Here is a 25,517-nt window from a genome sequence, read left to right as displayed (position 1 = left end):
CGCGTCACCAGGTGATCTCGTGGCAGCGCGCCGAGGGCTCCTGCTCGAGCTGGAGGGTGGCGTGCTCGACGCCGGCCTCGCGCAGGAGGTCGCGGGCCGCGTCGAGGATCTCCGCGTGCCGGTCGGTGCGGCCGGCCACCAGGTGCGCGGTGGCGACGTTCATCCCCGAGGTGAGTACCCACACGTGCAGGTCGTGGACGTCCTCGACGCCGTCGAGCGCGGACAGCTCACGGGCCACCTCCTCGACGTCGAAGCCCTCGGGCACCTGCTGGCCCAGCACGCCGAGGACCTGCCGGCCGAGCATGACCGCGCGCACGCCGATGAACGCCCCGATGGCGAGCGCGACGGCGGTGTCCCACCACGCCGCGCCGGTGGTGGCCACGAGCACGCCGGCCACGACGACGCCGACCGAGCCCGCCGCGTCGGCCATCACCTCGAGGTAGGCGCCGCGCACGCCCAGGCTCTCCTTGGACCCGTCGCGCAGGAGCAGCATGACGACGACGTTGACGGCCAGGCCGAGCAGGCCGACGACGATCATCGGCCCGGTGTCGACCTCGGGCGCGGTACCCAGCCGGCCCACGGCCTCGACGACGACGTAGACCCCCACCCCGATCATCAGCAGGACCGCCAACCCCGAGGCGAAGATCTCCGCCCGGTAGCTGCCGTACGTGCGCCGGCCCGTGGTGTCGGGCCGGCCCGCGATGCGGGTCGCGGCCAGCGCGGCGCCGAGCGCGACGACGTCGGCGGCCATGTGTCCGGCGTCGGACAGCAGCGCGAGCGAGCCGGAGACGAGGCCGGCCGCGAGCTCGACGACGAAGAAGACGGCGATGAGGGCGAAGCCGACCGCGAGGCGGCCCCGGTAGCGCGAGCCGGGGTGCACCGTCGGCGGTGGTCCGTGGTGGTGGCCGGACATCACGGCTCCGGGGCGTGGTGACGGGGGCACAGCGCGACGGCCTCGCCGGTGCGCGCCAGGACGCCCTCGGCGGCGGCGAGCAGGCCGGTGACCTGCGCTGGGTGGGCGATGCGGTGCACCGACGAACGCCCGCGCACCGTGACGTCGACCAGCCCGCAGTCGCGCAGGCAGGCGAGGTGCTTGGAGACGGTGGACTGGGCGAGACCGAGGTGCTCGACGAGCTCGCCGACCCGGTGCTCGCCGAGCAGGAGGTGGCGCAGGATCGTCAGCCGGGAGCGGTCGCCGAGCGCGTGGAACAGGCAGGCGGCCAGGTCGAGGTGCGCGGGGGAGGGGGCTGCCGTGCCGGGCGGGGGAGCCGCCTCCTGATTGATCGTCATATGGCGATGATAGGCGGCGGTGACGGTTCCGAGAAGGGGGCGGGGCTCCTGCGTGGACGGGTCAGAGCTCGCGGATGACCCGCGCGGGGTTGCCGACGGCGACGACGTTCGCGGGGACGTCCCCGGTGACCACCGCTCCGGCGCCGATCACCGCGTTGTCGCCGATGCTCACGCCGGGGCAGACGATGACGCCACCGCCGAGCCAGACGTTGTCCCCGATGCGGATGGGGTGGGCGGCCTCGACCTTCTCGCGCCGGGGCTGCGCCTCGACGGGGTGGGTCGGGGTGAGCAGCTGGACGTTCGGGCCGATCTGGCAGTCCTCGCCGATGGTGATGTCGGCGACGTCGAGGGCGACGAGGTGGTAGTCGACGAAGGTCCCCGCACCGATGCTCAGGTGCACCCCGTAGTCCACGTACAGCGGGGGGCGGACCTCGACGCCCTCGCCGACGTGCCCCAGCAGGCGCCGCAGCAGGTCGGGGGCGGTGCCGTCGGCCGCGAGGTGCGCGCGCAGGTAGGCGTCCTGGAGGGCCCGGGCCGTCACCTGCATCTGCTCGAGCTCGGGGTCGTCGGCGACGTAGGGCTCGCCCGCCCGCATGCGCTCGCGGGTGGTGCGGGCCCCGTCGTCGTGGCTGCCGCTGGTGGTCACCCGGCCGACGGTACGGCACCCGCGCGCGCCCGTCCGCCGCGGGCAAGGAGCCAGACGATGAGCGCGACCTCGCCGACGAAGGTCACCGTGCCGAGCTCGACGGCGGGTTCGGCGACCACCTGGGCGAGGACGGCGTCGACGAGGTAGCCCGCCCCCGCCAGGCCCACGAGGACGGCGAGCCAGCGGGGTGCGCCGGCCAGGCGCCACAGCAGCGCGCCGACGGCCAGCAGCGAGAGGCCGAACACGCCCAGCGCGAGGTCCCACACGCGGTCGAACAGCGCGGCCTCGCCCGTGACGAGCAGCGCCCCGGCCGCCCCGGCGAGGCCGGCCGCGTAGACCAGGCGCAGCGCGGCGGCGGTCCGGGCGAGCGAGCGGCCGGCGGGCCGCAGGACCGGCAGGAGCGCGAGGGCGACGAGGACGTCGAGCGCGGCGACGACGGCCATGAGCGCCCCTGCCGTGCCCGTGCGCCCCTCGGGCAGGGCGAGGAACACCGCGAGCGGGGAGAGGACGGCCATCGCCGAGAGCCCGGCCGCGGCGACGAGGGCGGCGGTGCGCACCGGCGTGCGGGCGACGGTGGCCGGTGCGGGGGAGGGGGTCGTCGGGACGGGGGGCGGGAGCACGCTGCTCGAGGTCATGTGTACTTAGTACACTAAGGGTTGGCAGGGCGCAACGCCGCGGTGCGGCAGGATCGTGCGGGTCGACCAGGAGGACGCATGGAGAGAGCAGGACGCACACCTCGGCCGGGTGCGGGGGGCGGTGACGCGGTCGCGGGGCGCACCCGGCTGACCCAGGAGAAGGTGGTGGCCGCCGCGGTCGCGCTCGCCGACGCCGAGGGGCTCGGCGCGCTGACGATGCGCTCGCTCGCCGGCGGGCTGGGGGTGCGGCCCATGGCGATCTACCGGCACCTCGAGCACAAGGAGGCGGTGCTCGACGCGATCGTGGACGAGGTGTTCGCCGAGGTGATCGAGATGGACCCGGCGCTGCCCTGGCGCGCCGAGCTGGAGCGGCGGTGCCTTTCCCTGCGCGCCGCGCTCCGGCGCCACCCGTGGGCACTCGCCCTGATGGAGACTCGCAGCAGTCCGGGGCCCGCCACGCTGGCGCGCCACGAGAACGTCCTCGACGTCCTGCGCACGCACGGCTTCACGGTGGGCGCCACGGCGCACGCCTACGCCGTGCTCGACGCCTTCGTCTACGGCTTCGCGCTGCAGGAGGCCCAGCTCGGGGCCGCCGGAATCGACGCCCCCGAGGAGACCTCGGCCGGGCTGGCCCTGGAGCGCCACCCGCGGATGGCCGAGCTCGTCGGCGAGCACGTGCTCCGGCCGGGCTACGCCTTCGGTGACTCGTTCGCCGTCGGGCTCGGCATCGTCCTCGACGGCCTGGCGGGGCTGCGCGGCTGAGCTGCCCGTGCCGGGGTGGTCAGCGGCGGAAGCGGGCCACCAGGGCCCAGGCGCCGGGCAGGAGCAGGGCGGCGGCGCCGGCCTTGATCGCGTCACCGATGAGGAAGGGCACCACGCCCAGCGCCAGGCCGGTGGCCAGGTCGACGTCGAGGAAGGCCATGAGCCAGGGCAGACCGAGGGCGTAGATCGTCGTCGTGGAGAGGACCGCGAGCCAGGCCGTGCCGAGCACCGAGCGGTCGGCCCGGCGCCGGGCGAGCACGCCGACCAGCACGGCGGCGACGAGGTACCCGAGCACGTAGCCGTACGAGGCGAAGGCCCAGCCCGAGGCGCCGTCGGCGAAGAGCGGGGCGCCGAGCGTCCCGGCCACGGCGTACAGGCCGATGCTCGCCGCCGCCCGGGCCGGCCCGAGGGCGGCGCCGGTGAGCAGCACCGCGAAGGTCGCCAGCGACAGCGGCACCGGGGTGAAGGGCAGCGGCACCGTCACCCACCCGGCCAGCGTGACCAGCACCGTGCCGGTGAGCACGAGCACGACGTCGCGCACCACGGTCCCGGGGACGAGGTCGGCGAGGACGGGGTGGCGACGGGACGCTGCGGCGGTGGTCATCTCAGCTCCAGGGGTCGGCGGTGCGGACGGGTCGGGCCAGGGCATCCTGCCAGGTCCGCGCCCCGGCACGGACGCCCGCCCGCCATCCGGCCGCGCGGACGACGACGGGCCCCGGGCGAAGAGTGCCCGGGGCCCGTCGCGGGCGTCGTCGGCCGCGCTACTGCGCGTGCTCGAGCAGCCCGTCGAGGTCGACCTCGCCGGCGAGCAGACCGCGCTCGTCCGCGAGGTCGTGGTAGATCTGCACCGTCTCGGGCGAGACGTCGGGCTGCCAGCCCGGCAGGGTGACGCGCTCCTCGAGCCCGTCGGGGAGCTCGAGGTAGGTCGTGAGGATCTCGCGCACCGCGTCCGGGTTCTCCTGGGCGTAGGCGTTGGCCTCGGCGATCGCCGTCTGGAAGGCCTCGACCGTCTCGGCGTTGTCGGCCGCGTAGGTGTCGGTGGTGAAGTAGGTCGAGATCTCCCACTCGTCCGCGATGTCGAGCAGCACCGCGGTGACGACGTGCGCCCCGCTGTCCTCCTCGGCGACCGTGATGAAGGGCTCGACGATCCAGGCCGCGTCGACGTCGCCGTTGGCCATCGCGGCCGGCATGGAGTCGAAGGGCATCTCGACGAACTCGATCGAGTTCGGGTCGACCCCGGCGAGCTCCGCGGACTCCATGACGACCGAGTCGCCGATGGCGTTGAGGGTGTTCGTGGCGACGGTCGCGCCCTCGAGGTCCTCGGGACCCTGGATCTCGGGGTCGGTGGACATGATGGTGAAGGCGTCGTCCTCGGGGTCCCCGGTCGACCACACGCCCGAGGCGATGATCTGCAGCGGCAGGCCGGTGGAGGAGGCGATGACGGTCGACATCGAGTTGCCGAAGCCGAAGTCGAAGTCGCCCGAGACCACGCTCGGGACGATGGCGGCGCCGCCCTGACCGGTCGACGCGGTCACGTCGAGGCCGTGCTCCTCGAAGATGCCCTGCTCGATGCCGATGTACAGGGGGGCGACGTCGATGATCGGGATGACGCCGACGGTGACGGGGGTGAGCCCGCCGTCCTCGCCGTCGCCGCCGTCCTCGCCGCCGTCGCCGCCGCAGGCGGCCAGGGCCAGTGCGGTGGCGGTCAGTGCGGCGGCCGCGGCCACGGGCCGGCGTCGGGGGGTGCTGTGCTTCATGGTTCTCCTCGGGGGTGCGGGGGTGTGAGGTGCGGGGGTGCGGGGCCGGGTCAGCGGGGGTGCCCGGGGGTCGCGGAGCCGGCCAGCCAGGCGCGGCCCTCGTCCGTCAGGGTCTCGACGGCGTGCCCGGTCAGGCCCGGCAGGCCGTCCTTGACGGTGTGGCCGATGCCCTGCTGGAGGTAGGCGAGGTGCCGGTAGCCGACAGGGAACGAGGAGAGCACCTTCTCGTCGAGCGTCAGGCTGCTCGCGGGGTCGACGACGTCGAGGCGGTCCTTCTCGTAGATCGGTTGGCGGCGCACGATCTTCCAGTCGTCGTCCTCGACGGCGAGGAAGTCGTAGAAGCGCCCGGTGCAGACGACGTCGACGGCCACGTCGTGCACGTCCGCCCGCTGGGAGATCGTCATCTTCGTCTGGGCGATCGCCCGCGTGCCGACGACGTCGACGGTCGTGCCGCCGAGGAAGTGGAGGATGGAGACCCCGGCGTCGAAGCCCGCCCGGCTGGCCTCGACGAAGTCGGCCGCGCTGCCCTGGAACCAGGTGGCCGTCATGTGGCCGTCGCTGTGCCAGACGGTGGCGAAGCGCTCCCAGTCACCGGCGTCGCGCCACAGCGCCCAGTTCTCCACCACCTCGCGGATGCGCAGGCGGGCGAGCATGTCGTCCACGGGCATGGAACCTCCTCGTCCTGAAGCCGGGCGTCCTCGGTGCCGGCCGGTTCCCGAGGGTATCCGACGACAGACGGTCACCGTCCGCGACGTTCGTCTCATCTCGGTCACGGCGGGCGGCGGACCGGCCGGGTGCCCGGGCGGGCGCTCTGCCACGATGACGCGATGGCCACGCCCGGTCCGACGCCGCTCGCCGCCCGCGTCCTCGCCCCCGACCTGGCGCGCGGGGCGATGCTCGCGCTCATCGCCCTGGCGAACGTCCGGGCCTTCGTCGACGTCCCGGACGCCGGCCTGCGCGGCTACCCCCACCCCGACGGCGCCGGCGCGCTCGACGCGCTCGTCACCGGGGCCCAGCTCGCCCTGGTCGACGGCCGCGCCTACCCGCTCTTCGGCCTGCTGTTCGGCTACGGGGTGGGCCAGCTCGCGCTGCGCAGGACCGCGGCCGGAGTGTCGCCATCCGCGGTCGTCGGCCTCCTGCGGCGCCGCTCGCTCGCGCTCGTGACGATCGGCGCCCTGCACGGCGTCCTGTTCTTCCCCGGGGAGATCCTCGCCGCCTACGGGCTCTACCTCCTCCTGCTCCCCGGTGTCATGGTCCGGGCCCACGACGCCGCCCTCGCCGCCTGGGCGGGGGGCGCCGCGCTGCTCACCGCCCTGCTGCTCACCGGCAGCGGCACGATGGGCGCCGGCGCGCAGGTCCTGCCCACCACGTTCGCCGACGCCGTCGCGGAGCACGCGGGCGAGTGGCTCACCGCGGGCGTCCTGGCCAACGCGATCGGCGTGAGCGCGATGATCCCGGTCGGCGTGCTCGCCGCGCGGTACGGCGTGCTGGACCGGCCCCACGAGCACCGGGCGCTCCTGCGGCGGTGCGCGCTCGTCGGCCTCGTCGCGGCGGTCGCGCTCGGCGCGTGGTTCGCGGCGGTGGGCGCCGGGGTCCTCGCGCCCCCGCCGGCCGGGCTCGCTCCGCTGATGTCGCTCCTGCACGGCGTCGGCGGATACGCCGGCGGGATCGGGTACGCGGCACTGGCGGGGTTGCTCGCCGCCCGCCTCACGGCGCCGGGGAGCGCGGGCCCCGGGGTGGTCGCGGCCGCGATCAGGTCCCTGGGCCAGATGTCGATGAGCGGTTACCTGCTGCAGACCGTCGTCCTCGTCGTCGTGGTCGTGCCGTGGGGGCCGGTGGGGCTGGGCGGCTCGGTCTCCACCGCGGGCGCGGCCGGGATCGCACTGGGCGCCTGGGCGGCGTCGGTGCTGCTGGCCGCGGCCGTGTCCGCCGCCGGCCGGCGCGGGCCGGTGGAGAGCCTCGTGCGGTGGTGGACCTACCGCTGAGGGCGCGGCGGGCGTCCGCCGTGTCGCCGGGCTCGGCTCCCGGACCGGTGCCGGGCGCGGCACCGGGACCGCGCTGCGGCGCGGTGCGGCCGGACCGGCGCCGCCCGGACCTACAGTGGCCCGGTGGCGGACAGGGGCAGCTCGGGGCGGCGGCAGGAGCCGCGCGCACGGTCGTGGGAGTCGCCGTTGCGCGCGCTCATCGACCACCCGCTCGACGCCGGCTACGCCGAGGCGAGCGCGCGTCGCCAGCGTGAGGGCACGGGCAGCCGGCCGGTGCTGCGCTCGGCGACGGTGCTCACCGTGGTGGCGCTCGGCGTCGGGCTCGTCGTGGCCGGCCGCGAGCTGGCGGCGCCCGCCGAGGGGCGCGACCCGGTGCGCGCCGAGCTGGCCGCGCAGATCGCCGGCGCCCAGGAGGCGGCCGACGCCCTGAGCGACGGCAACGCCGAGCTGGCCGGCGAGGTCGACGACCTGCGGGACGACGTCGTCGCCGACGCGCCCGGGGCGGTGGGTGCCGAGGCGCACGACGCCCTGGTCGGCGCCGCCCAGCACTCGCTCGTGGGGCCCGCGCTCGAGATCACCCTCACCGACTCCGCGGACGCATCCGCCGGGGTCTCGGGCGCCGACGACGGCCGGGTGCGTGACACCGACATCCAGACGGTGGTCAACGGGCTGTGGGCCGCCGGCGCCGAGGCCGTGAGCATCGACGGGCGGCGCCTGGCCTCGACGACGGCCGTGCGCGCCGCCGGCCGGGCGATCCTCGTCAACCTCGAGCCGACGAGCTCGCCGTACACGATCGTCGCGCTCGGGGACCACGACGCGCTGCGCGACGGACTGCGGGGGAGCACGGCGGGCGAGCACCTCTCGCGGCTCGCCGACCGGTACGAGGTCGGCGTCGCCTACGCCGAGCTGGACGAGGCCACGGTCCCCGCCGTGGGTGCGCGGTCGACGGTGCACGCGCAGCCGCTCGGGGTCAGCGGCGCCGACGGCGCGGGGGAGGAGGGCTGATGCTCGCCGTCATCGGTCTGGCGCTCGGGGTGGTCATCGGGATCGTGCTCGACCCCACCGTGCCCGGCTGGCTCGTGCCCTACCTGCCGATCGCCGTCGTCGCGGCGATGGATGCCCTGCTCGGCGGCCTGCGAGCCCGGCTCCAGGGGGTCTTCGACGACCAGGTCTTCATCACCTCCTTCCTCTTCAACACGGTCGTCGCCGCCTTCCTCGTCTACGTCGGCGACCAGCTGGGGGTCGGCGGCCAGATGACGACCGCGATCGTCGTCGTGCTCGGGATCCGGATCTTCTCCAACGTCGCCGCCATCCGTCGGCACATCTTCAAGGCCTGAGGTCGGGCGTGGTCGAGGAGAGCACCGGGCGGGAGCAGGGCGAGGACGCGGAGAGGTCCGCGGCCGCCGCCGAGGACACCGCCGACCCAGCGGAGGACCACGCGGCTCGTGCGGACGAGACGGAGGACTCCGCGGCCCCTGCGGACGAGACGGAGGACTCCGCGGCCCCTGCGGACGGGTCGGCCGGCCCCGCCGCCCCCGCGGAGGCGGCCGACGACGGGGGAGACCGGCCCCGGCGACGCTGGCATGCCCCCGTGTCGGACCTGCTCGTGCTCGTGCTGTGCGCGCTGCTGGGGATCGCTCTCGTGGCGCAGGTGCGCCACACGCAGGAGGACCCGCTGGCCACGCTGCGCCAGGACGACCTCGTGCGGCTGCTGGACGAGCTCGACCGGCGCAACATCGACCTCGTCGAGGAGCAGGACCGCCTCGAGGCGGAGCTCGACGGCCTGCGGACCGCGGCCGACTCCTCCCAGGCGGCCGCCGAGGCCGCCGCCGAGCTCGCCGGTTCACAGGGGGTGCTCGCCGGCACGGTCCCGGCCGGTGGGCCGGGCGTGGTCGTCACGGTGGCGGACCCCGACGACGGCATGCGGGCCCAGACGATGGTGACGATGATCCAGGAGCTGCGCAATGCTGGCGCGGAGGCGATCGAGGTCGGCGGGGTCCGGCTGACGGCGACCTCCTACGTCGAGCGCGCGAGCGCCGGGATGATCATCGACGGCACCGTCGTCGAGCCGCCGTACGTCTTCCGGGCGATCGGCGACCCCGAGACGATGCGGGTGGCCCTCGAGATCCCCGGCGGTGCCCTGTCCTCCGCCCGCGGCCTCGGTGCCGACGTCTCGATCACCGAGAGCGACCGCCTCGAGATATGGTCGGTGGCCGAGCCGCGGGAGCTCGACGAGTCGCGGGTCGTCCAGGACTGACCACCGCTGACCTGGCCCTGTGACCCCTGTGACATGGAAGGTCACGATCAGACTACGATGGTGGGCACGCCCGCCCACACCGGCGCCGTGCTCACCGTCCGACGAAGGAGGCATCCCGATGTCCACCCCTCCGCCTCCCGCCCCCGAGCCCTGGGACGACCCGCGGCTCCACCTCGAGGAGGACGGCACCAGCGCCGACTCCACGGCCCGTTTCGGCGTCCTTGGCGAGGAGGCGTCCGCCGACCCCGGTCTGCGGGGCCTGTCGGCGGAGGAGTCGAAGGCCGTGGCCGCCCTGCCACCGGGCAGTGCGCTGATGATCGTCCAGCACGGACCCAACTCCGGCGCCCGGTTCCTCCTGGACGCGCACAGCACCTCGGTCGGCCGCCACCCGAGGTCCGACATCTTCCTCGACGACGTCACGGTCTCGCGCCACCACTGCGAGTTCCTCAGCAGGGAGGGCGGCTTCGAGGTCCGCGACGTCGGCTCGCTCAACGGCACCTACGTCAACCGCACCCGGATCGACTCCGTGCGCCTGCGCGCCGGCGACGAGGTCCAGGTCGGCAAGTACCGGCTGACCTACCACCCGAGCCAGGCCCGGGTGGAGGAGGCGCACGGCGCGTGAGTGCCGCGCAGTCCCGGGCCACCGGACGGGACGCGCACGAGGAGCGGGACCCCGGCCCGGGTGGTGGGCAGGACCCGGACGGTCCGTCGACGCCGGGGAGCTGGCCGCCCGACGTGAGCCGGCGGCCCGTCATGGCCATCGGCCAGGTCGTCGCCATCCTCAAGGAGGAGTTCCCGGCGATGACCCTGTCCAAGCTCCGCTACCTCGAGGACCAGGACCTCGTCCGTCCGCACCGCTCGCCGTCGGGCTACCGCAAGTACTCCCGCGCCGACGTCGAGCGGCTGCGCTTCGCGCTGGCCGCCCAGCGCGACGCCTACCTGCCGCTGCGCGTCATCCGCGACCAGCTCGACGACCTCGACGCGGGCAGGGGGGTGCAGGACCCCACCCTGGCGCGGCTCGTGGCCAGCGACGGGCAGGTCGTGGCACCGCCGAGCGGCGCGCGCATGACCACCGGTGAGCTCGCGGACGCCACGGGGGCCAGCGTCGCCGACGTCGAGGGGCTGCTCGAGGCGGGCCTCGTGCCGGTGGACGCGCGCGGGCGCCACCCCGGGTCCTCGGTGGCGGTGGTCCAGGCGGCCGTGGCCCTGGGGCGGCTCGGCGTCGACCCCCGCCACCTGCGCACCGTGCGGCAGGCCGCCGAGCGGGAGGCGGGCACCATCGCCGCTGCCGTGGCGCCGCTGCGCTCGGGCCGCTCGGGTGCCGACCTCGAGCGGGTCAACGCCCGGGCACGGGAGATGGGCGAGCTCTACGTCCAGCTGCACGGCGAGCTGCTCCGGCGGGCCCTCGACGAGGCCTGAGCGGCGCACGGGCGTGGCCCGGGCGAGGCCCGTCGCCCCGGTCCTGCCCCGGGCCGGCAGTTGCCTCTCGGGAACCTGCTACCGGCGGTCCCGAGCGCCTATGCTGGCGCCGTGCGCGAGATGGAGGTCCTGGGCGTCGAGGTCACCCTCGACGGCGGCCGCGTCGTGCTCATGCTCAAGGACCGGGAGAACGGTCAGGTCCTCCCGATCGTGGTCGGTGCCCGTGAGGGTGCGGCGATCGCCTCGGTGCAGGCCGGCCTCGTCCCGCCTCGACCCCTCACGCACGACCTGCTGCTCTCGGTGGTGCGCGCGCTCGGCTCGGAGGTCGCGGCGGTCCTCATCACCGAGCAGCTCGACGGCGTGTTCTACGCCGAGCTGTCCCTGACCACCGGCGAACGCATCGACTGCCGCCCCTCGGACGGGGTCGCGCTCGCCCTGCGCGCCGACGCCCCGATCCGCTGCGAGGCCGCGCTCCTGGCCGGCGCCACGCCGGTGGCGGGCACGGGCCCGGGGACGGCCGTACCCGACGGCGGCAGCGCGGGCGGGACCGACGGAGCCGCGATCGAGGACGCCGTGGCCCAGCTGCGTCGGGAGCTCGACCGGCTCGGACCGGAGGACTTCGGCGACCGGGCGTAAACTGGTGCGCGACCCGCCGACCGTCGTCGTTGACCCCGCCGTGCGGGCGTCCTAGCGTGACATCATCACCGGGGCGCACGCGCCCGGTCCTGCCACGAGAAACGGAGCCCACCGTGAGCCCCACGGAAGCGACCGGCGCACAGGCGCGCGGCCCGCAGCTCGCCCAGGGCATGCTGTTCGGCGAGACGCTCCCGGACATCGACGAGGACACGGGCTACCGCGGTCCCACGGCCTCCGGCGCGGCAGGCATCACCTACCGCCAGCTCGACTACTGGGCGCGCACCGGCCTGGTCGAGCCCTCGGTGCGCGGCGCGCACGGTTCGGGCAGCCAGCGCCTCTACAGCTTCCGCGACATCCTCGTGCTCAAGGTGGTCAAGCGCCTGCTCGACTCGGGCGTCTCGCTGCCGCAGATCCGGGTCGCCATCGAGCACCTCAAGGAGCGCGGGGTCGAGGACCTCGCGAGCATCACGCTGATGTCCGACGGCGCCTCGGTCTACGAGTGCACCTCCGACGACGAGGTGATCGACCTCGTCCAGGGCGGCCAGGGCGTCTTCGGCATCGCCGTGAGCCGCGTGTGGCGCGAGGTCGAGGGCAGCCTCGCCGAGCTGCCCACCGAGCGCGCGGAGAACGCGGACGAGCCCGACGAGCTCTCCCGCCGCCGGCAGGCCCGCCGCCGCGAGGCGGTCTGACCCGCGCCACCCGACCGCTGCGTCGCGGCCCGGGGGCGCCCCGGGGAAGATCTGCCCGGGCGATGTCGCGCGGAGTGACCTGAATGTGACCCGAGCGGCATTAGCATGCCGTTCATGAGCGTGCAGCCCGGCTGGTACACCGACCCCTACGACGAGTCCCGGATCCGATTCTGGGACGGGTCGACGTGGACCGACCGTTCGGCCGAGCGCGGCTCGACCCCGGACGCCGGCACCGTGCCGTCCGGGTCGGAGGCCGCCACCGGCGTGCTGCCGGCGCAGGACCCGCAGGCCTCCCAGGGCGCGGCGGCCACCGGATCCCTCTACGGCCAGAGCCCGGAGCACGCCCCTTCCGCCGCGGACAGCGGCGGCACCGATGCGACCGCGATGATGTCCGCCCAGGGTGCCGGTGGCCCCCAGCAGGGCGGTCCGCAGCACGGTGGGCCGCAGCACGGTGGCCCCGCGTACGGCGGCACCCCGCAGTACGGAGGAGCGGCCGCCGCCGGGTATGCCGCGTCCGGGCACACCGCGGCGGGCAGCCCTCCCGTCGCCGGCTCACCCGGTGCCTACGGCCCGGGCGGCCCCGGCTACGGCGGAGCGGCCGGCGCCGGCTACGGCGGACCTGGCGGGTACGGCCCGGGTGGCCCCGGTGGACCCGGCGGTCCCGGCGGGCAGCAGCCCGAGAAGCGCCGCAACCCCGCCCTCATCGCCGTCCTGGCGATCCTCGGCCTCGCCGTGGTCGCTGTCGGCGGCTACTTCGTCTACGACGCGGTGGCCGGCGACGACGAGGACACCACCGCCGCGACCACCGACCCCGCCACTCCCAGCGCGGCCCCCACCCTCCCGCCGCCCGAGGAGCAGCCCACCACCGAGGAGCCCGTCACCGACGAGCCCACGGAGGACCCGACCACCGAGGAGCCGACCACGGAGGAGCCCACCACCGAGGAGCCGACCACGGAGGAGCCGAGCCTCGAGCCGGGCGAGATCGTCGGCAACGGCGAGACCGGCGCGGCGACCTTCGTCGACGCCGACGGTGAGGTGCTCGGGACCCGGTTCGAGTCCGCGATCGCCGAGGACGAGACCCTCACGGTCACGCTGCGCCTCGACGAGCGCGCGGCCGTCATCTTCGGCGGACACTCGCCCGACGGCGAGGACCTGCGCTTCCGCGCCGCGAACGAGGAGCAGGAGTACACCGGCGACGACTCCAACGGCCTGCTCGACGTCTTCGGCTTCTACCAGTCCCCGCTCGACCCGGCCGGCGCCTGGGTGATGGACGCGGGGGAGTACGAGTTCACGGTCGACGAGTACTTCGGCGACGCCTCCCAGGTGGTCATGGAGGTCCACTCCGGTTCGCTGGTCGTCGGCGTCCCCTCGGACACGGCGGTGACGATCGAGGAGGGACGGCCCTCGGTCTTCATCCTCCACGTCGGTGAGGAGACGCCGCTGAGGGCAGGCATCCACGGCGACGAGGACACGGTCATCCACGTCATCGACCCCGAGCTCTACGTCCACGAGAACGACGACGCGCCGGCCGACCACGAGCCGCGCAACCCGCTGGACGCCTCGGTCGACGTCCCGTCGATGCCGGTGGGCGACAGCGTGATCGTCGGCAGCACCTACTGGGGTGACCCGACCGACGCCGTCGTCAGCATCCACCCCAACTGAGGGCCGCCCCCGGATGGAAGACCCTCGCCCCCGGCAGCACCCGGACCACTCCGGCGGCGCGCTCCCCGGTGCGCACGACCCACTGTCCGACATCGCGGCCGAGGAGGAGGTCGAGCGCACCGTCCGGCGCCCCGCCGCCGGGCGGCGCAGGGGCGACCAGGGCGCGCCGCAGCAGGACGCGGCGCCCGGGTACGGCGGTGCCGAGGCGATGTCCTACGCGGGGTCGGCGAGCCCGGTCCCGACGGGGGAGCACGTCGTCGCCGGCCACTGGGCCGAGGACGAGGTGGCCGAGTCCGCCGAGACGACGACCGGCACCTACCCCGTCCAGGTCCCCGACGGCGGCTACGACGGCTACGCCCCGGTCGGTGCGGGTGCCTACCGATCGGGCGGGATCGACCCCTACGGCGGTCAGGACCCCGCGACCATGCCGTGGTCCGCCCCGGCCTCCGGACCGGAGGTGTCCGGGGCGAGCTACGGCGCGCCCGTGCCCGGCGTCGGTGCCCCGCGCGGCAGCTACGGGTACGGCGCCGGCGCCCAGGGACCCGCCGGCCCCTACGCACCCGCCGCACCGCACGGCCCCGCCGGACCGGGCGGTGCGCCCTCGGGAGGGCAGGGACGCGGACCGCTCATCGCCGTCCTCGTCATCCTCGGCGTCGTCGTGCTCGGCGCCGGCGCCTACTTCCTCATCGGCTGGCTGGGCGACGACGGCACGACCGACGCGACGACGCCGGCACCGACCACGACCGCACCCTCGGATCCCGGGACCACGGACCCCGGCACGACGAGCCCGCCGCAGCCCGGGCAGGGCGGCTCAGCAGGCGGCGACGGCGACGTCTCGGGCAGCGCCTACGTCGTCGACACCGCCGGCAACGACCTCGGCGCACGGCTCAACGGCGCCTTTCCCGCGGCCGGCCAGTACACCTCGACCCTGCGGGTCACGGAGCGCTCCGTCGTCGCCGTGGGTGCCTTCTCGCCGGACCTGCGCGACCTGACGGTGAGCATCGAGGGCGAGGGCGTCTCCGAGGAGCTGACCGACTCCGGTGACGAGTTCTCCTTCTTCGGCTTCAGCGGCTTCCCCTACTCGGACGACCCCGCCGGGCTTCTCGTGCTCGAGCCCGGCGACTACGAGATGGTCATCACCGAGGAGGACGATCACGCCAGCGCCTTCGAGCTCGTCGTCATCACGGGGACCGGTGAGGTCGCTGCCGGCGAGCAGGTCGACGTCGCCGTCGAGCCGCAGGGCGCCGAGCTGTACTCGGTCACGCTCGACGACGAGGACGAGGACCTCACCGTCACGCTCACCGGTGACTCCACGGACCCGTACCTGCAGGTCGTCGGGCCGGACGGCGAGATCGAGACCAACGACGACTGGGGCAGCTCGTCGAGCTTCACCGGCGACCTCCCCAGCGGCCTCGACTCGGGACTGACCGTGTCCCGGGGCGCGGGGGACTACGTCATCGTCGTCTACACCTACGCCGGCCGGGGCGGCGACGTCACCCTCGACGTGTCGGTCGACTGACCGGCTGGGCGGTCGACGGACGCCCGTGGGTGGGGTCGGGCAGGTTCGTGACGATGTGATCCTCGTCCGGACGGGTCCCCCTCCCCGCCCGGAATGCCTCGATCCGCCCGCGGTCGTGGCTACCCTCGGACGAGACCTGACGGCGAGCCGCTGCGTTCCCGTCCCCCCGCCCGTCCCTCGGAGGATCTGTTGAGCACCGTCGAAGCCGGCTGGTATTCCGACCCCTGGGAGGACGGAAAGATCCGGTACTGGGACGGGGTCACCTGGACCGACGAGCAGTACGACGCCGAGGACTCCGAGTACGACGTCCACGGTGCGGAGGACCCTGCCCCGCCGGTGGACCACACCGTCGCCCCCTCCTCGGTGCTCCAGGCGCAGGGGATGCGTCCCGAGGGAGTGGCCCCCGCGAAGGACCCGGGCGCACCCGCGAACGGCGGCGCCTGGGGCGCCCAGACACCGTCGGCCCCCTCCGCTCCCGGGTACGGGCAGATGCCGCCGTCGGCCCCCTCGGCGCCGGGGTACGGGCAGATGCCGCAGTCGGCCCCCTCCGCGCCGGGCTACGGGCCGATGACACCGTCAGCCCCCTCCGCGCCCGGGTACGGCCCGATGCCTCCGTCGGCCCCCTCCGCCCCCGGGTACGGGCCCATGGCCCCGGCGCCGGGCCAGGGGCAGATGCCTCCCTCGGCGCCTTCCGCGCCGGGCTACGGGCCCATGCCTCCCTCGGCCCCCTCCGCACCTGGCTACGGCCCCGGGCAGCAGTCCCCGCAGGCGAGCGGCTGGTCCGCGGGCTCCTCTCCCGAGACCAGCTGGGCGGGCCAGACCGGTCCCGGCTTCTACAACCTTCCCGGCGCGGGCTCGCCGTCCTCGACCGGTCCGGTCGCCGGCTCGGGCCACACCGCACCCATGGCGGCCGGCGTCTACGGCGACTACCCCGCGGCGGGCGCCGGCGGCTACGCCTCCGGCGGGGTCGACGCCTACGGGCAGGGGCCGGCGTGGGCCGGCTCGCCCCCGAGCGCCGGCGGCCCGCCGCCCCAGCAGTACGGCACCGGATACACCGGCCCCCAGAAGCGTTCCGGCGTCTCGCCGGCGATCCTGGCCGTCATCGGCGTCGTGGTGGTGGCCGCCCTCGGGGTGGGCTCCTACTTCCTCTTCTTCGCCGGCGACGACGACGAGCAGGCCGGGACCGGCGGCGGTGGCGGCGGAGGCACCGGAGGCGGCGGGACCACGACCGTCGAGGGCGGGCTCAGCTTCGTCGACTCCACCGGCGCCGAGGTCCCGGAGTCGGGGACCGTGCAGGTTCCCGCGGACGGCGCTTGGGAAGGCACGATCACGGTCGAGGAGCGCACCGGCTTCCTCGTGGTGGCCGCCGAGGGCGCCACCGACCCGCAGATCGCCATCAGCGGGCCCGGTGTCTCCGTCGACGTCGACGACGTGGGGCAGGGCGGCCGCTCGGTGCTGGAGTCCCTCGGGTCCGGCTCGGGACTCGACGCCGCCGCCGGCCTGGTGCTCGAACCGGGCGAGTACACGATCCAGGTCACCGACTGGCGCAACAACGGCGGGTCCGTCCCGCTGGAGTACCGCACGGGCCTGGTCGGGACCCTGACGAGCGGGTCACCGGTCGACGTCAGCGTGCCCGCCAACGACGTCGCGATCGTCGCGGTGGAGCCCGGCGCCGGCAGCGGTTCGGTGCACACGGTCTCCCCGTCCGGGGTGGACCCCCGCCTCATGAGCTGGGACCCGAACGGTGATCCGGTCGACGACAACGACGACGGCACGTCCCTCGCCCCGTCGGACATCGGCAGCCAGATGAACAGCCTCGACTCCTACGTGGAGACCTCGGGCTCCTCGCCGTTCCTCGTGGTCGTGGGGACCTGGCGCGATCGTGGCGGCGACATGTCGGTGACCTACAACGACCGGTAGCCGGCGCCGCGGACGTCAGTCGCCCGCGAGGCCGCCGAGCGCGCCGAGGCGGTAGGTCCGCGTCAGCCCGCTGTCCTCGTTGGCGAGCACGACCTCGACGAGGCCGTGCCGGTCGACCCGGTACTCCTCGGTGATGCGCGGGCCGGTTCCGGTGCGCCGCACCGCCCGCGAGGTCAGGTCGTCGGCGTCGGCCAGCTCGGCGGCGAACGGGAAGGTGACCTGCCCGAAGGGCACGATGTCCCCGCGCGGGTGCCCCTCGCCGTCGAGGCCGAGGGGTAGGGCGAGCGGTGCACCCGGCGGCCGAAGTGCCGGCGCAGCAGCCGCGGCACGAGCGGGAGCCCGGTCGCCCCGCCGACGAGGTAGATGCCGGCGACCTCGCTCAGGCCCGGCGCGGAGTCGTCGGTGCCGCCCACCAGCGGGGCCATCGTCTCGACGGTGGCGTCCAGGACCGGCGCGGCGGCGTCGTAGAAGTCGTCGACGCGGACGTCGACCTCCCGGCCCTCGACCTCGAGCGGGAGCCGCCGGGTCTGCGGGCGGACCGCCTCCTTGGCGACGCGCGCCTGCTCGAGGAGCCGGTCCGCGCCCCGGGCGGGCATCGAGCCGAGATCGGCGCCCACGGCCTCTGCCGCCATCGTGGCGAGGACGAGGTCGAGGTCGTCGCCGCCGACGTCGTTGCGGCCCGCCGAGGCCAGCACCTCGTGGCTCGTGCCGTCGACGGTGACCACGGAGGCGTCGAAGGTGCCACCGCCCAGGTCGTAGACGACGACGCGGCTGCGGCGCCCGGAGATCGTGCGGGTCTGCCGGTGGGTGTACTCGAAGCCGGCCGCGGAGGGCTCGTTGAGCACGGCGACGACGTCGAACCCCGCCCGGCGGAACGCCTCGAGGGTGAGGAAGCGCTGGGCGGTGTGCGCGTGGGCCGGGACGCCGATCGCCGCGGTGAGCGGGTGGTGGGGCGTGGGCGACCCGTCGGCGGCCTCGAGCTCGGGGGCGAGCGAGGAGCGCGTGGCCAGCTCGGTGCGCAGGGCCGTGAGGAAGGACTCGAGCAGGTCGAGGACCGGGACGGATCGTCCGTCGAGGTCGACCGGAGTCGTGGCGGAGACGTCGGGCCGGGCCCGGTGGGGCGACGCGCCGGTGGTCAGTACTCGCCGATGAGGCGGGACAGTGCGGCGGAGCGGTCGGGCTGCACCCAGGCCGCGTGGTTGGGCAGGTGCACGGCGGCCCGTCCCTTCGGCGTGAGGGCCTCGCACAGCCGCGCGACGGCGACGAGATCGATGAGGGCACCCCACACGTCGGCCTCCACCCGGATCCGCCGGCCCCCGAGCTCGAGGTCGATCCCTGCCGGGAGCTCGTCGGTGCTCTCGTAGTCCACGCGCACGTCGCTGAGCCGGTCCCAGGACCCGGCGGAGCGCGCCACCTCGCCGACGACGCCGATCCAGTCGTCGGACGAGTCGGCCATCGTGTCGTCGGGCGGGAACCGGAAGACGTTCGCCCACGCGGGGATGCGGCCGCGCACGGGGTGCTCGACGACCGCGTCGAGGTAGGGGTCCCAGTCGGCGTCGTCGGGGACGGGCCGCACGGCGGCGGCGACCTGGTCGACCGACAGCCGCGGGTCCATCTTGAGGCCCGCCTCGACGAGGGCGGCGACCCGTCGCCGCACCTGCACGGGCGGTCGGGTGGTGGGGGACGAGGCGCGGGCGGGCGTGGCGCCTGCGGTCGCCGGGGAGGCCGCGGCAGGAGTGTCTGTGGCAGGGGAGGCCGTAGCAGGTGGGGCCGGCTCGGCGGAAGTCGTGGGGGAGGAGGCCGGCGCGGGGGAGGCGGTGGCGGCGTCGTCGGGCCGGGAGATCTCGTCGGCCAGGTCCCCCTCGGTCCGAGTGGTCTCGTCGGCCAGGTCCCCCTCGGGGGCCTCGGAGGTGGTCGTCGAGGTGCTGCGGCGCGCGGGCGGATCGGCCCGGACGAGGGCGACGGCGGTCGCGCGCGCCGCCTGGGCGTGCTCGCGTGCGACGAGGAGTCGGCGGTAGTCCGCGCCGCCGTCGGGGTCCGCGGTGCGTCGCATGACGGGGATCGACACGACGCCGGGCGCGAGGAGCTGGGCGAGCAGCGCGTCGTAGACGGGGGAGAGGTCGCGCCCGTCGACGGGCACGCTCAGGGGGGTGCCGCCGAGCTCGACGGTCACCTCTCCGCTCGCGGTCTCCGGGTCGTACTCGGCCGCCACGTCGCCGACCCAGCCGCTGCTCCCCACGGCGTCCTCCGCGGTGGCGAGCGTGGCCCGCAGCGCGGCGGCGACGGCCGTGCCGTCGGTGTCGTCGGCGAGCGCGGCGTTGCCGGTGACCAGCTCGGTGACCGGGCGGTCGCGGTCCCCGGGGCCGTAGCCCAGCAGGAGGGCGGGGTAGAGGTCGTCGCCGGTGGTGGCCGCGCGCAGGTCGGCGAGGTCGATGCCCGCCCGCAGGTGGAGGCCGAGGCGGTCGAGCTCCTCGGACCCGCTGCCTGTGCGGGGGCCGGACGGCCGGGCGGTCGTGTCACGTCGGTCGGCGCCCGATCGCCTGAACGGCCACATGCCCGATCTCCTCCTCGGTCACGGTGCGCGGGAGTCTCCCGCGTACGGCGACGTCCTTACGGTAAGCGAGCCGGGCCCGGCCCGTCTGCCCGACGTGGCCGATGAGTTCGTCCGCCCTTGATCCTGGAACCGGTACCAGCACTGACCACGACGCCTCCCTGGCGATCCGTGTTGCACTGAAACCTGAACCCGCCGAGCGAACGTTGGTCTGGCGAGTGAGCCGAGAATGGTCCGACGAGTGAGCACGGCCCGGTCCCTCTGGACCGGGCCGTGCTCATTGGTCAGGCAGGAAAGTGCTCACTCACCACAGGGGTGGTGGCGGGTCGGCACCTCCAGATCGGTCAGCGGCGGATGCCGAGGGTGTCGGTGCCGTCGCCGTTCCAGTCGCCGACGACAACCTCGTCCGAGGCCCGGCCGTAGCGCTGCTCGATCTCCGCACGCGTCGACGTCAGGCTGTTCGACACGAGGTAGAGGTTGCCGCGGCGCACCGCGAAGGAGTCCGACCCGTCGCCGTCCCAGTCACCGACCACCACGTCGTCCGAGGCGCGGCCGTAGCCGAGCTCAGAATCCGCGTTGCCACCGGTCAGCGAGTTGGCGATGAAATACCGGTTCCCGCGGCGCACGGTGAAGGAGTCCGCGCCGTCGCCGTCGTAGTCACCGACCAGCACCTCGTCGGAGTCGCGGCCGTAGTTCAGCTCGACCTCCGCGTCGCCACCCTCGTGGGTGTTGGTGAGGAAGTAGGCGTCACCACGACGGACGGCGAAGGTGTCGACGCCGTCGCCGTCCCAGTCACCCACGAGCACGGTGTCGGAGGCGCGGCCGAAGCCGAGCTCGACGTCCGCGTTACCGCCGACGAGGGTGTTGCCCAGGAAGTACCGGTTCCCCCGACGCACGGCCAGGGTGTCCGAACCATCCCCGTCCCAGTCACCGACGAGCACCTCGTCACCGGAACGCCCGTAGGCGAACACGTGATCCGCCCGCGCGTCCCAGCCGTCGTTGAGGAAGAACCCACGACCCGGCGCCGGAAGCTCCGGCTCCTCCGGGTCAGGCCCTGGGTCCTCACCGGCCAGGGTCGAGACGACGAGCTCACGCATGCTGCCCGTGTTGTCGAAGGACCCGAAGCCGATGCGCCCGGAGACGAAGGTGTCGTCGGTCGCCGTCATCAGCGGCCGCTCGTTGCCGTCGACCCAGACGGCGATCTGCCCGGTCTCGGCGCAGTGCACGAGGCGCACGTCGTGCCACTCCTCGTCGGTGATCGCCGGTGGCGCACCCACGGAGGCCTCCTCGTCCCACTGGTCGTCGATCCGTTCCCGGTCGGCGCCGTCCACCCGGAAGATGCCGTTGTGCGCGTAGATCGTGTTGTCCTGCGAGAGGTGCGCGTAGTAGTACTCCGTGTCCGAGCGGTGGCCGAACACGAGGATGACGTCGCGGTTGTTCACCGACGACGGCGTGTCGAGCCTGACCTCGGCCTCGATCTGGACCGAGCCGACGGGGTCACCCTCCGCGAGCACGGCGTACTCGAAGGGGCGGCGGATCCCGTCACCGGGGTCGGTGCCGGGCTCGACGAGCGAGATCTGGTCGCCGGGGAAGTCCCACAGCTCCGGGGTCCGGGGCGTCCAGTCCTCCTCGTCCATGAGGTCGGTGACCGACTCGTCGAAGGAGCACTCCGGCGTCGGGGGCGGCTCGACCGGCTCGGCCCCGTAGGCCGCGTACTGCGCGGCGACCTGCTCCGGCGTCAGCGCGCTGTCGAGGAGGACGAGGTCGTCCATCCGGCCGTGGAAGGGGTTCTGCTCGGCGGAGTTCTGCGGGTAGCTGCCACCGATCTTGATCCCTGCGGGGTCGGTGTCCGACGTGCGGCCCTCGCCCCAGGGGTTCTCGGCGGTGTACTCGCCGGCGAGCTCCTCGCCGTTCATGAACAGCCGCATCTCGCCGGCCTCGTAGTCGAAGGTCGCGGCCAGGTGCACCCACTCGTCGCGGACGAGGATCTCGTCCCAGGGCTCGTCGGCGGCGAAGGTCCACGAGCTGCCGTCGTCCGCGCGGCGGCCGAGCGCGACGAGCCGGAGCTCGGCGTCGACCTGGATGACCTCCAGGAGTGCGCGCACGCCGTGACCGTCGGAGTTCCCGGACAGGACCCCGGCCAGCCCGACGGCGTTGAACACGTCGTCCGGGTCGGTCGACCGGGAGTTGGGCGCGGGATGGTCGCCGGTGGGCTTGAACCAGCCCATGATGCTGATCTGGCCCGCGTCGGCGAAGGCGTCGAGCGACGCCACGCCCTCGGGGTCGTAGACGCCGGCCTTCCAGTCGTCGTTCGACTCCTCGGTCGGGCTCAGCTGCTGGGTCTGCAGCGCGCGGCCGGCGCCCGGGTAGGCGGGGTCGGCGACCCGCTGCAGCTCGCCCCCGTTGACGAGCTCGATGGGCGTGCCGGACCGACCCAGGTCCGACTCCCAGGTGGGGTCCTCGGCCAGGGGCGCGTCGAAGGTGTAGTGCGCGACGACGTTGCGGGCGAGCTCGGGCAGCACGTTGGTCGCGGGGACCTCGCGTGCACCGGTGACGACCCAGATACGGCCGTCGGCCTTGGAGACGAGGTAGAGCTCGCCGTCGGCGTCGGCACCGAAACGCAGGTCGACGCGCGTGTCGCCGACGAGCTCGGCGAAGGTCGTCTCGACGCCCTCGTGGAAGACCCGCAGCTCCTCGATGGGCGCGAGGTCCTCGATGTCGCCGTCGTTGCGCTGCATCTGCTCGGCGTCCGTCGAGAGGACCCAGCCGCGCACGAGGTCCGTGAACAGGTAGCGGCCCTGGAGCTCGGGGATCGAGCCGCGGTAGACGAACCCGCCGTTGACCGCCACGCCGGCGTCCCCGGTCTGGCCGGGATCGCGGTTGTGGTCGTAGGCGGCGACCGGGTAGGTGAAGCCGGCGTCGTCGTCGGGCAGGGGGTAGATCTGGCGGTCGTGGGCGAGGAAGGAGCCCTCGCGCTCGGACCAGCCGAAGTTGTCGCCCGGTTCGACCTCGTAGATCGACTCGACCTGCCACTCACCGATGTGCCCGAGGTACAGGGCGTGGTCCCCTGCGGTGTCCCAGCTGATGCGGTGCGGGTCGCGCATGCCGACGGCGTAGATCTCACCGAGCGCGCCCTCGACGTCGGAGTCGACGAAGGGGTTGTCCGCCGGGATGCCGTACTGGCCGTTCGGGCTGTCGTCGCCGAGCGGGTCGATGCGGAAGATCGTGCCCTGCGGGGTGGTGAGGTCCTGCGGGTTGCCGTTGTCGACGCCGTTGCCGCCGTCCCCGACGAGGATGTAGAGCATGCCGTGGTCCGGGTCGCCGGCCTCGACCGTGGGGTTGAAGGCGATCTGCTGCACGGTGTGCACCCGTCCGGCGAAGGGGACGCGCATGACCTCGCGGCTGGTGCCCTCGAAGGTCTCGGCCGCCGGGTCGGTGGCGGTCCACTCGGTGATGACGCTGTGGAACTGGGTCTCGCCGTAGCCCGGGAAGTCGGGCTCGTCCTCCGTGAGAGCGCTTCCCCCCTCGGTGTGGACGGTGTAGAAGATCCCGTTCTCGGCGAAGTCGGGGTGGAACTCGGCGAAGCCGAAGCCGGTGCCGAGGCCGGCGTGGTTGTGGAAGTTGTCCGCGAACTGGTCGCGCACGTTGAGGTAGTCGACGTACTCGCCCGTCCGGCGGTCGACCATGTAGAGGATCTCGTTCATGTCGACGACCATGAGGCGCCCGGATCCGTCAGGCACCTCGTCGAGATGGGTGATCCGGTTGTGGCGGATGAGCCGTTCGTCCGTCGGTTCGGGCGTGGGGGAGGACTCCGGGAGCTGGACGAGCTCCTCGACCTCGATGCCCAGGGTCGACAGGTTCGGGTCGGGCAGGGGGTTCTCGAGCGGGTCGCCGACCGGGTCGTCCGCCCATGCCGCCGGAGTCACTGCGAGGGTGACGCCCAGGGCGAGCCCCGCAGCCCCTGCCGTCACCGGCGACCGGCGGGCGTGCTGTCTGGGATGCCTCGTTGACCTCATTGTCACGCTCCTTCGTTGGAAAGCGCTTACCTGGCAGGTTCGATGCTAGGGGAGCGGTGCGGTGGGGGCCTCCTCCTCGGGGATGACATCGGGGCGTGGGGAGGTGATCTCCGGGCCGTGTGGGTGGATGTGGGTACGGGGCCGTAGCCTCGGGGCGTCGATGCGTCCTCGAGGGGGAGTCGTCATGGCCGGAGTCGTCCTGTTCCATCACGTGCGCGGGCTGACGCCCGGCGTGCGCGAGCTCGCCGAGCGGCTCACCGGGGGAGGTCGCCATGACGTCGTCACGCCCGACCTGTTCGACGGCCGCACCTTCAGCAGCATCGAGGAGGGGTTCGCCGCCTTCTCCGCGCTCGGCGAGGACGAGGTCCTCGCGTGCGGCGCCCGGACGGTCGACGCGATGGCTGGACCCGTGGTGCACGCCGGCATCTCGCTCGGCGTCCTGGTGGCCCAGCGCCTGCTGCAGCAGCTCGGGGGAGCGGGCGGCGCCCTGTTCCTCGAGGGTGCGCTGCCGATCTCGGGCGAGTGGGCGACCGGACCCTGGCCCGACGGCGTGCCCGTCCAGATCCACGGCATGGATGCCGACCCCTTCTTCGCGGGCGAGGGGGACATCGACTCCGCCAGAGAGATCGTCGCCGCCGCCGGCCCGGTCGGCGAGCTCTACACCTATCCGGGAGGCGTCCACCTGTTCACGGACTCCTCGCTGGAGACGTTCGACGCGGGGGCGACGGACCTCGTCGTCGAGCGGGCACTCGCCTTCCTCGACCGCATCGGGTGAGCCGGGTGCGGCAGCCGGAGGACGGTGCGGTGGTGCTGGACGGTGGAGCCGCGGTGCATCCCGCGGCAGCCGAGGTCCCTGCGGTCACGCTGCAGTTCCACCCCGAGCACCCGCACGGCGCGACCACCGTTCTTGGCGCGATGGCCCGGGACGGCCGCTACCGCTCGCAGTTCGTCACCGGGACCTCCAACGGTGGGCTCACGGCGCACCCGGGCGGCGACCGCTGGCGCTGGGAGAGTCGGCTCTTCGACGGCCGCTACGACGCCGGCCCGGGGGAGCGGCGTCCCGTGTACGGGGCGTGGAACCGGGGTGGCGATCCGTACGGCGGCGCGATCCGGTTCGGTTCGTCCTACGTCCGGCTACGACCCGGGGTGCTGAGCAGAACAACGTTCTGCTTCCCTGACTCGACCTACGGGCCCACGGGGGTGGTCGGGCCCGACGGGCTGGCCGCGCTCTGTGCGGAGGCCGACCGGGCGGGGTTCGACGACCTGGACGACTACGTCGAGGCGCACGTGCACGGTCCGGTCCGGTTCGCGGCCGACGTCGCGGCCGTCGTCCTGGACCCGAGCTTCCTCGGGACGCACGTCGAGGAGCAGGCGCGCGGGCTGGGATGTGCGATCGAGGTGCACGCCGGATTCCAGGCGACGGCGGATCAGCTCGAGGCCGGCTATCGGGGTGCGCACGTCGTCGAGGCGGCGCGGTCGCTGGGCGGACCGCTCACGCCGGCGATGCTCGGTGACGCGGCGCGGGAGCAGCGGTTCGAGCCGCCGGTGCTCAAGCACCTGTGGCACTGCCTGGCGAGGTTCGGCAGGGCTGGTGACCCGGACCATCGCGAGGGAGGGGGTGGCGGCGCCGCACCCTCGTCTATTGGCACCCCTGCGTATCGAGACGTGCCGGGTTCTCTGTTCTGACACTGCGAACAGGACAGGCATCGGGGCCTGGCGCGGCGACGTCGAGTCACCTTTCGAGGTGCTGGCGGAGGCGGGCAGCGACAGCGA

The 25,517-nt window shown here is 74.3% G+C and carries 25 protein-coding genes; 14 read left to right on the top strand and 11 right to left on the bottom strand.

Translation table 11 applies throughout. The annotated features are described in order from the left end of the window. Positions 1-4: 4 nt before the first annotated feature. The 4 genes from AC3D3D_RS01655 to AC3D3D_RS01640 form a co-directional block, all read right to left on the bottom strand. Complete coding sequence (locus AC3D3D_RS01655) at positions 5-913, bottom strand: cation diffusion facilitator family transporter (RefSeq protein WP_463662137.1); 909 nt, start codon at positions 911-913, stop codon at positions 5-7. Further along, positions 913-1,290: an ArsR/SmtB family transcription factor gene (locus tag AC3D3D_RS01650; protein WP_463662136.1), complete on the bottom strand. Its 378-nt coding sequence runs from the start codon at positions 1,288-1,290 to the stop codon at positions 913-915. Before AC3D3D_RS01650 ends, AC3D3D_RS01655 begins: the two co-directional genes overlap by 1 nt. Positions 1,291-1,351: 61 nt before the next feature. After that, positions 1,352-1,885 (bottom strand): sugar O-acetyltransferase, encoded by a 534-nt coding sequence (locus AC3D3D_RS01645; protein WP_463662331.1) that lies wholly within the window; start codon positions 1,883-1,885, stop codon positions 1,352-1,354. A 47-nt stretch (positions 1,886-1,932) separates the two neighbouring features. Further along, the gene (locus AC3D3D_RS01640) at positions 1,933-2,571 is read right to left on the bottom strand and encodes a DUF4386 family protein (RefSeq protein ID WP_463662135.1); all 639 of its coding nucleotides are present in this window, start codon (positions 2,569-2,571) and stop codon (positions 1,933-1,935) included. Between the two features lie 78 nt (positions 2,572-2,649). Here AC3D3D_RS01640 and AC3D3D_RS01635 point away from each other — a divergent pair, with 78 nt between their 5' ends. After that, the gene (locus AC3D3D_RS01635) at positions 2,650-3,333 is read left to right on the top strand and encodes a TetR/AcrR family transcriptional regulator C-terminal domain-containing protein (protein WP_463662134.1); all 684 of its coding nucleotides are present in this window, start codon (positions 2,650-2,652) and stop codon (positions 3,331-3,333) included. A 19-nt stretch (positions 3,334-3,352) separates the two neighbouring features. Here the strand turns inward: AC3D3D_RS01635 and AC3D3D_RS01630 are convergent, their stop codons facing one another. From AC3D3D_RS01630 to AC3D3D_RS01620, 3 genes are all read right to left on the bottom strand, one after another. Then, entirely contained in the window at positions 3,353-3,937 is a 585-nt protein-coding gene (locus AC3D3D_RS01630) for a biotin transporter BioY (RefSeq protein ID WP_463662133.1), read from the bottom strand. 157 nt (positions 3,938-4,094) lie between these two features. Further along, the gene (locus AC3D3D_RS01625) at positions 4,095-5,090 is read right to left on the bottom strand and encodes an ABC transporter substrate-binding protein (RefSeq protein ID WP_463662132.1); all 996 of its coding nucleotides are present in this window, start codon (positions 5,088-5,090) and stop codon (positions 4,095-4,097) included. A 50-nt stretch (positions 5,091-5,140) separates the two neighbouring features. Continuing rightward, the gene (locus AC3D3D_RS01620) at positions 5,141-5,758 is read right to left on the bottom strand and encodes a nuclear transport factor 2 family protein (RefSeq protein WP_463662131.1); all 618 of its coding nucleotides are present in this window, start codon (positions 5,756-5,758) and stop codon (positions 5,141-5,143) included. A 159-nt stretch (positions 5,759-5,917) separates the two neighbouring features. On the opposite strand from AC3D3D_RS01620, the gene AC3D3D_RS01615 reads away from it, so the two are divergent. From AC3D3D_RS01615 to AC3D3D_RS01565, 11 genes are all read left to right on the top strand, one after another. After that, on the top strand, positions 5,918-7,075 hold the full coding sequence (locus tag AC3D3D_RS01615) for a DUF418 domain-containing protein (protein WP_463662130.1): 1,158 nt from the start codon (positions 5,918-5,920) through the stop codon (positions 7,073-7,075). Positions 7,076-7,198: 123 nt separating this feature from the next. Then, the gene (locus AC3D3D_RS01610; RefSeq protein WP_463662129.1) at positions 7,199-8,080 is read left to right on the top strand and encodes a DUF881 domain-containing protein; all 882 of its coding nucleotides are present in this window, start codon (positions 7,199-7,201) and stop codon (positions 8,078-8,080) included. Further along, complete coding sequence (locus tag AC3D3D_RS01605; RefSeq protein ID WP_463662128.1) at positions 8,080-8,412, top strand: small basic family protein; 333 nt, start codon at positions 8,080-8,082, stop codon at positions 8,410-8,412. The genes AC3D3D_RS01610 and AC3D3D_RS01605 overlap by 1 nt, the downstream gene beginning before the upstream one ends. A gap of 8 nt (positions 8,413-8,420) precedes the next feature. Then, entirely contained in the window at positions 8,421-9,332 is a 912-nt protein-coding gene (locus tag AC3D3D_RS01600; protein ID WP_463662127.1) for a DUF881 domain-containing protein, read from the top strand. A 118-nt stretch (positions 9,333-9,450) separates the two neighbouring features. Next, positions 9,451-9,954: an FHA domain-containing protein gene (locus tag AC3D3D_RS01595; RefSeq protein ID WP_463662126.1), complete on the top strand. Its 504-nt coding sequence runs from the start codon at positions 9,451-9,453 to the stop codon at positions 9,952-9,954. Then, a complete protein-coding gene (gene ftsR / locus AC3D3D_RS01590; protein ID WP_463662125.1) occupies positions 9,951-10,751 on the top strand; it encodes a transcriptional regulator FtsR in 801 nt (266 codons plus the stop codon). The genes AC3D3D_RS01595 and ftsR overlap by 4 nt, the downstream gene beginning before the upstream one ends. 120 nt (positions 10,752-10,871) lie before the next feature. Continuing rightward, entirely contained in the window at positions 10,872-11,387 is a 516-nt protein-coding gene (locus AC3D3D_RS01585; protein ID WP_463662330.1) for a bifunctional nuclease family protein, read from the top strand. Positions 11,388-11,557: 170 nt separating this feature from the next. Then, positions 11,558-12,076, top strand: a complete 519-nt coding sequence (locus AC3D3D_RS01580) for a MerR family transcriptional regulator (protein ID WP_463662329.1) — start codon at positions 11,558-11,560, stop codon at positions 12,074-12,076. A gap of 114 nt (positions 12,077-12,190) precedes the next feature. Further along, entirely contained in the window at positions 12,191-13,738 is a 1,548-nt protein-coding gene (locus AC3D3D_RS01575) for a DUF2510 domain-containing protein (RefSeq protein ID WP_463662124.1), read from the top strand. A gap of 13 nt (positions 13,739-13,751) precedes the next feature. Further along, positions 13,752-15,257, top strand: a complete 1,506-nt coding sequence (locus AC3D3D_RS01570; RefSeq protein WP_463662123.1) for a hypothetical protein — start codon at positions 13,752-13,754, stop codon at positions 15,255-15,257. A gap of 189 nt (positions 15,258-15,446) precedes the next feature. Next, positions 15,447-17,177, top strand: coding sequence for a DUF2510 domain-containing protein (locus tag AC3D3D_RS01565; RefSeq protein WP_463662122.1), 1,731 nt, complete (start codon positions 15,447-15,449; stop codon positions 17,175-17,177). Between the two features lie 15 nt (positions 17,178-17,192). Here AC3D3D_RS01565 and AC3D3D_RS01560 read toward each other — a convergent pair whose 3' ends face one another. The 4 genes from AC3D3D_RS01560 to AC3D3D_RS01545 all read right to left on the bottom strand — a co-directional run bounded on the left by AC3D3D_RS01560 (position 17,193) and on the right by AC3D3D_RS01545 (position 23,744). Then, positions 17,193-17,411 (bottom strand): hypothetical protein, encoded by a 219-nt coding sequence (locus AC3D3D_RS01560; protein WP_463662121.1) that lies wholly within the window; start codon positions 17,409-17,411, stop codon positions 17,193-17,195. Continuing rightward, entirely contained in the window at positions 17,351-18,424 is a 1,074-nt protein-coding gene (locus tag AC3D3D_RS01555) for an Hsp70 family protein (protein WP_463662120.1), read from the bottom strand. Before AC3D3D_RS01555 ends, AC3D3D_RS01560 begins: the two co-directional genes overlap by 61 nt. Then, positions 18,313-19,731, bottom strand: a complete 1,419-nt coding sequence (locus tag AC3D3D_RS01550) for a hypothetical protein (protein ID WP_463662119.1) — start codon at positions 19,729-19,731, stop codon at positions 18,313-18,315. Before AC3D3D_RS01550 ends, AC3D3D_RS01555 begins: the two co-directional genes overlap by 112 nt. A gap of 341 nt (positions 19,732-20,072) precedes the next feature. Further along, the gene (locus AC3D3D_RS01545) at positions 20,073-23,744 is read right to left on the bottom strand and encodes a PQQ-dependent sugar dehydrogenase (RefSeq protein WP_463662118.1); all 3,672 of its coding nucleotides are present in this window, start codon (positions 23,742-23,744) and stop codon (positions 20,073-20,075) included. Positions 23,745-23,928: 184 nt separating this feature from the next. On the opposite strand from AC3D3D_RS01545, the gene AC3D3D_RS01540 reads away from it, so the two are divergent. Next, positions 23,929-24,519, top strand: a complete 591-nt coding sequence (locus AC3D3D_RS01540) for a dienelactone hydrolase family protein (protein WP_463662117.1) — start codon at positions 23,929-23,931, stop codon at positions 24,517-24,519. Then, a complete protein-coding gene (locus AC3D3D_RS01535) occupies positions 24,516-25,430 on the top strand; it encodes a DUF3626 domain-containing protein (RefSeq protein ID WP_463662116.1) in 915 nt (304 codons plus the stop codon). The genes AC3D3D_RS01540 and AC3D3D_RS01535 overlap by 4 nt, the downstream gene beginning before the upstream one ends. Positions 25,431-25,517: the final 87 nt, after the last annotated feature.

Source organism: Georgenia sp. X1117 (assembly GCF_057784635.1).
The sequence above is the reverse complement of the archived record's forward strand: the minus strand, read 5'-3'. Positions and strand labels throughout refer to the sequence as shown.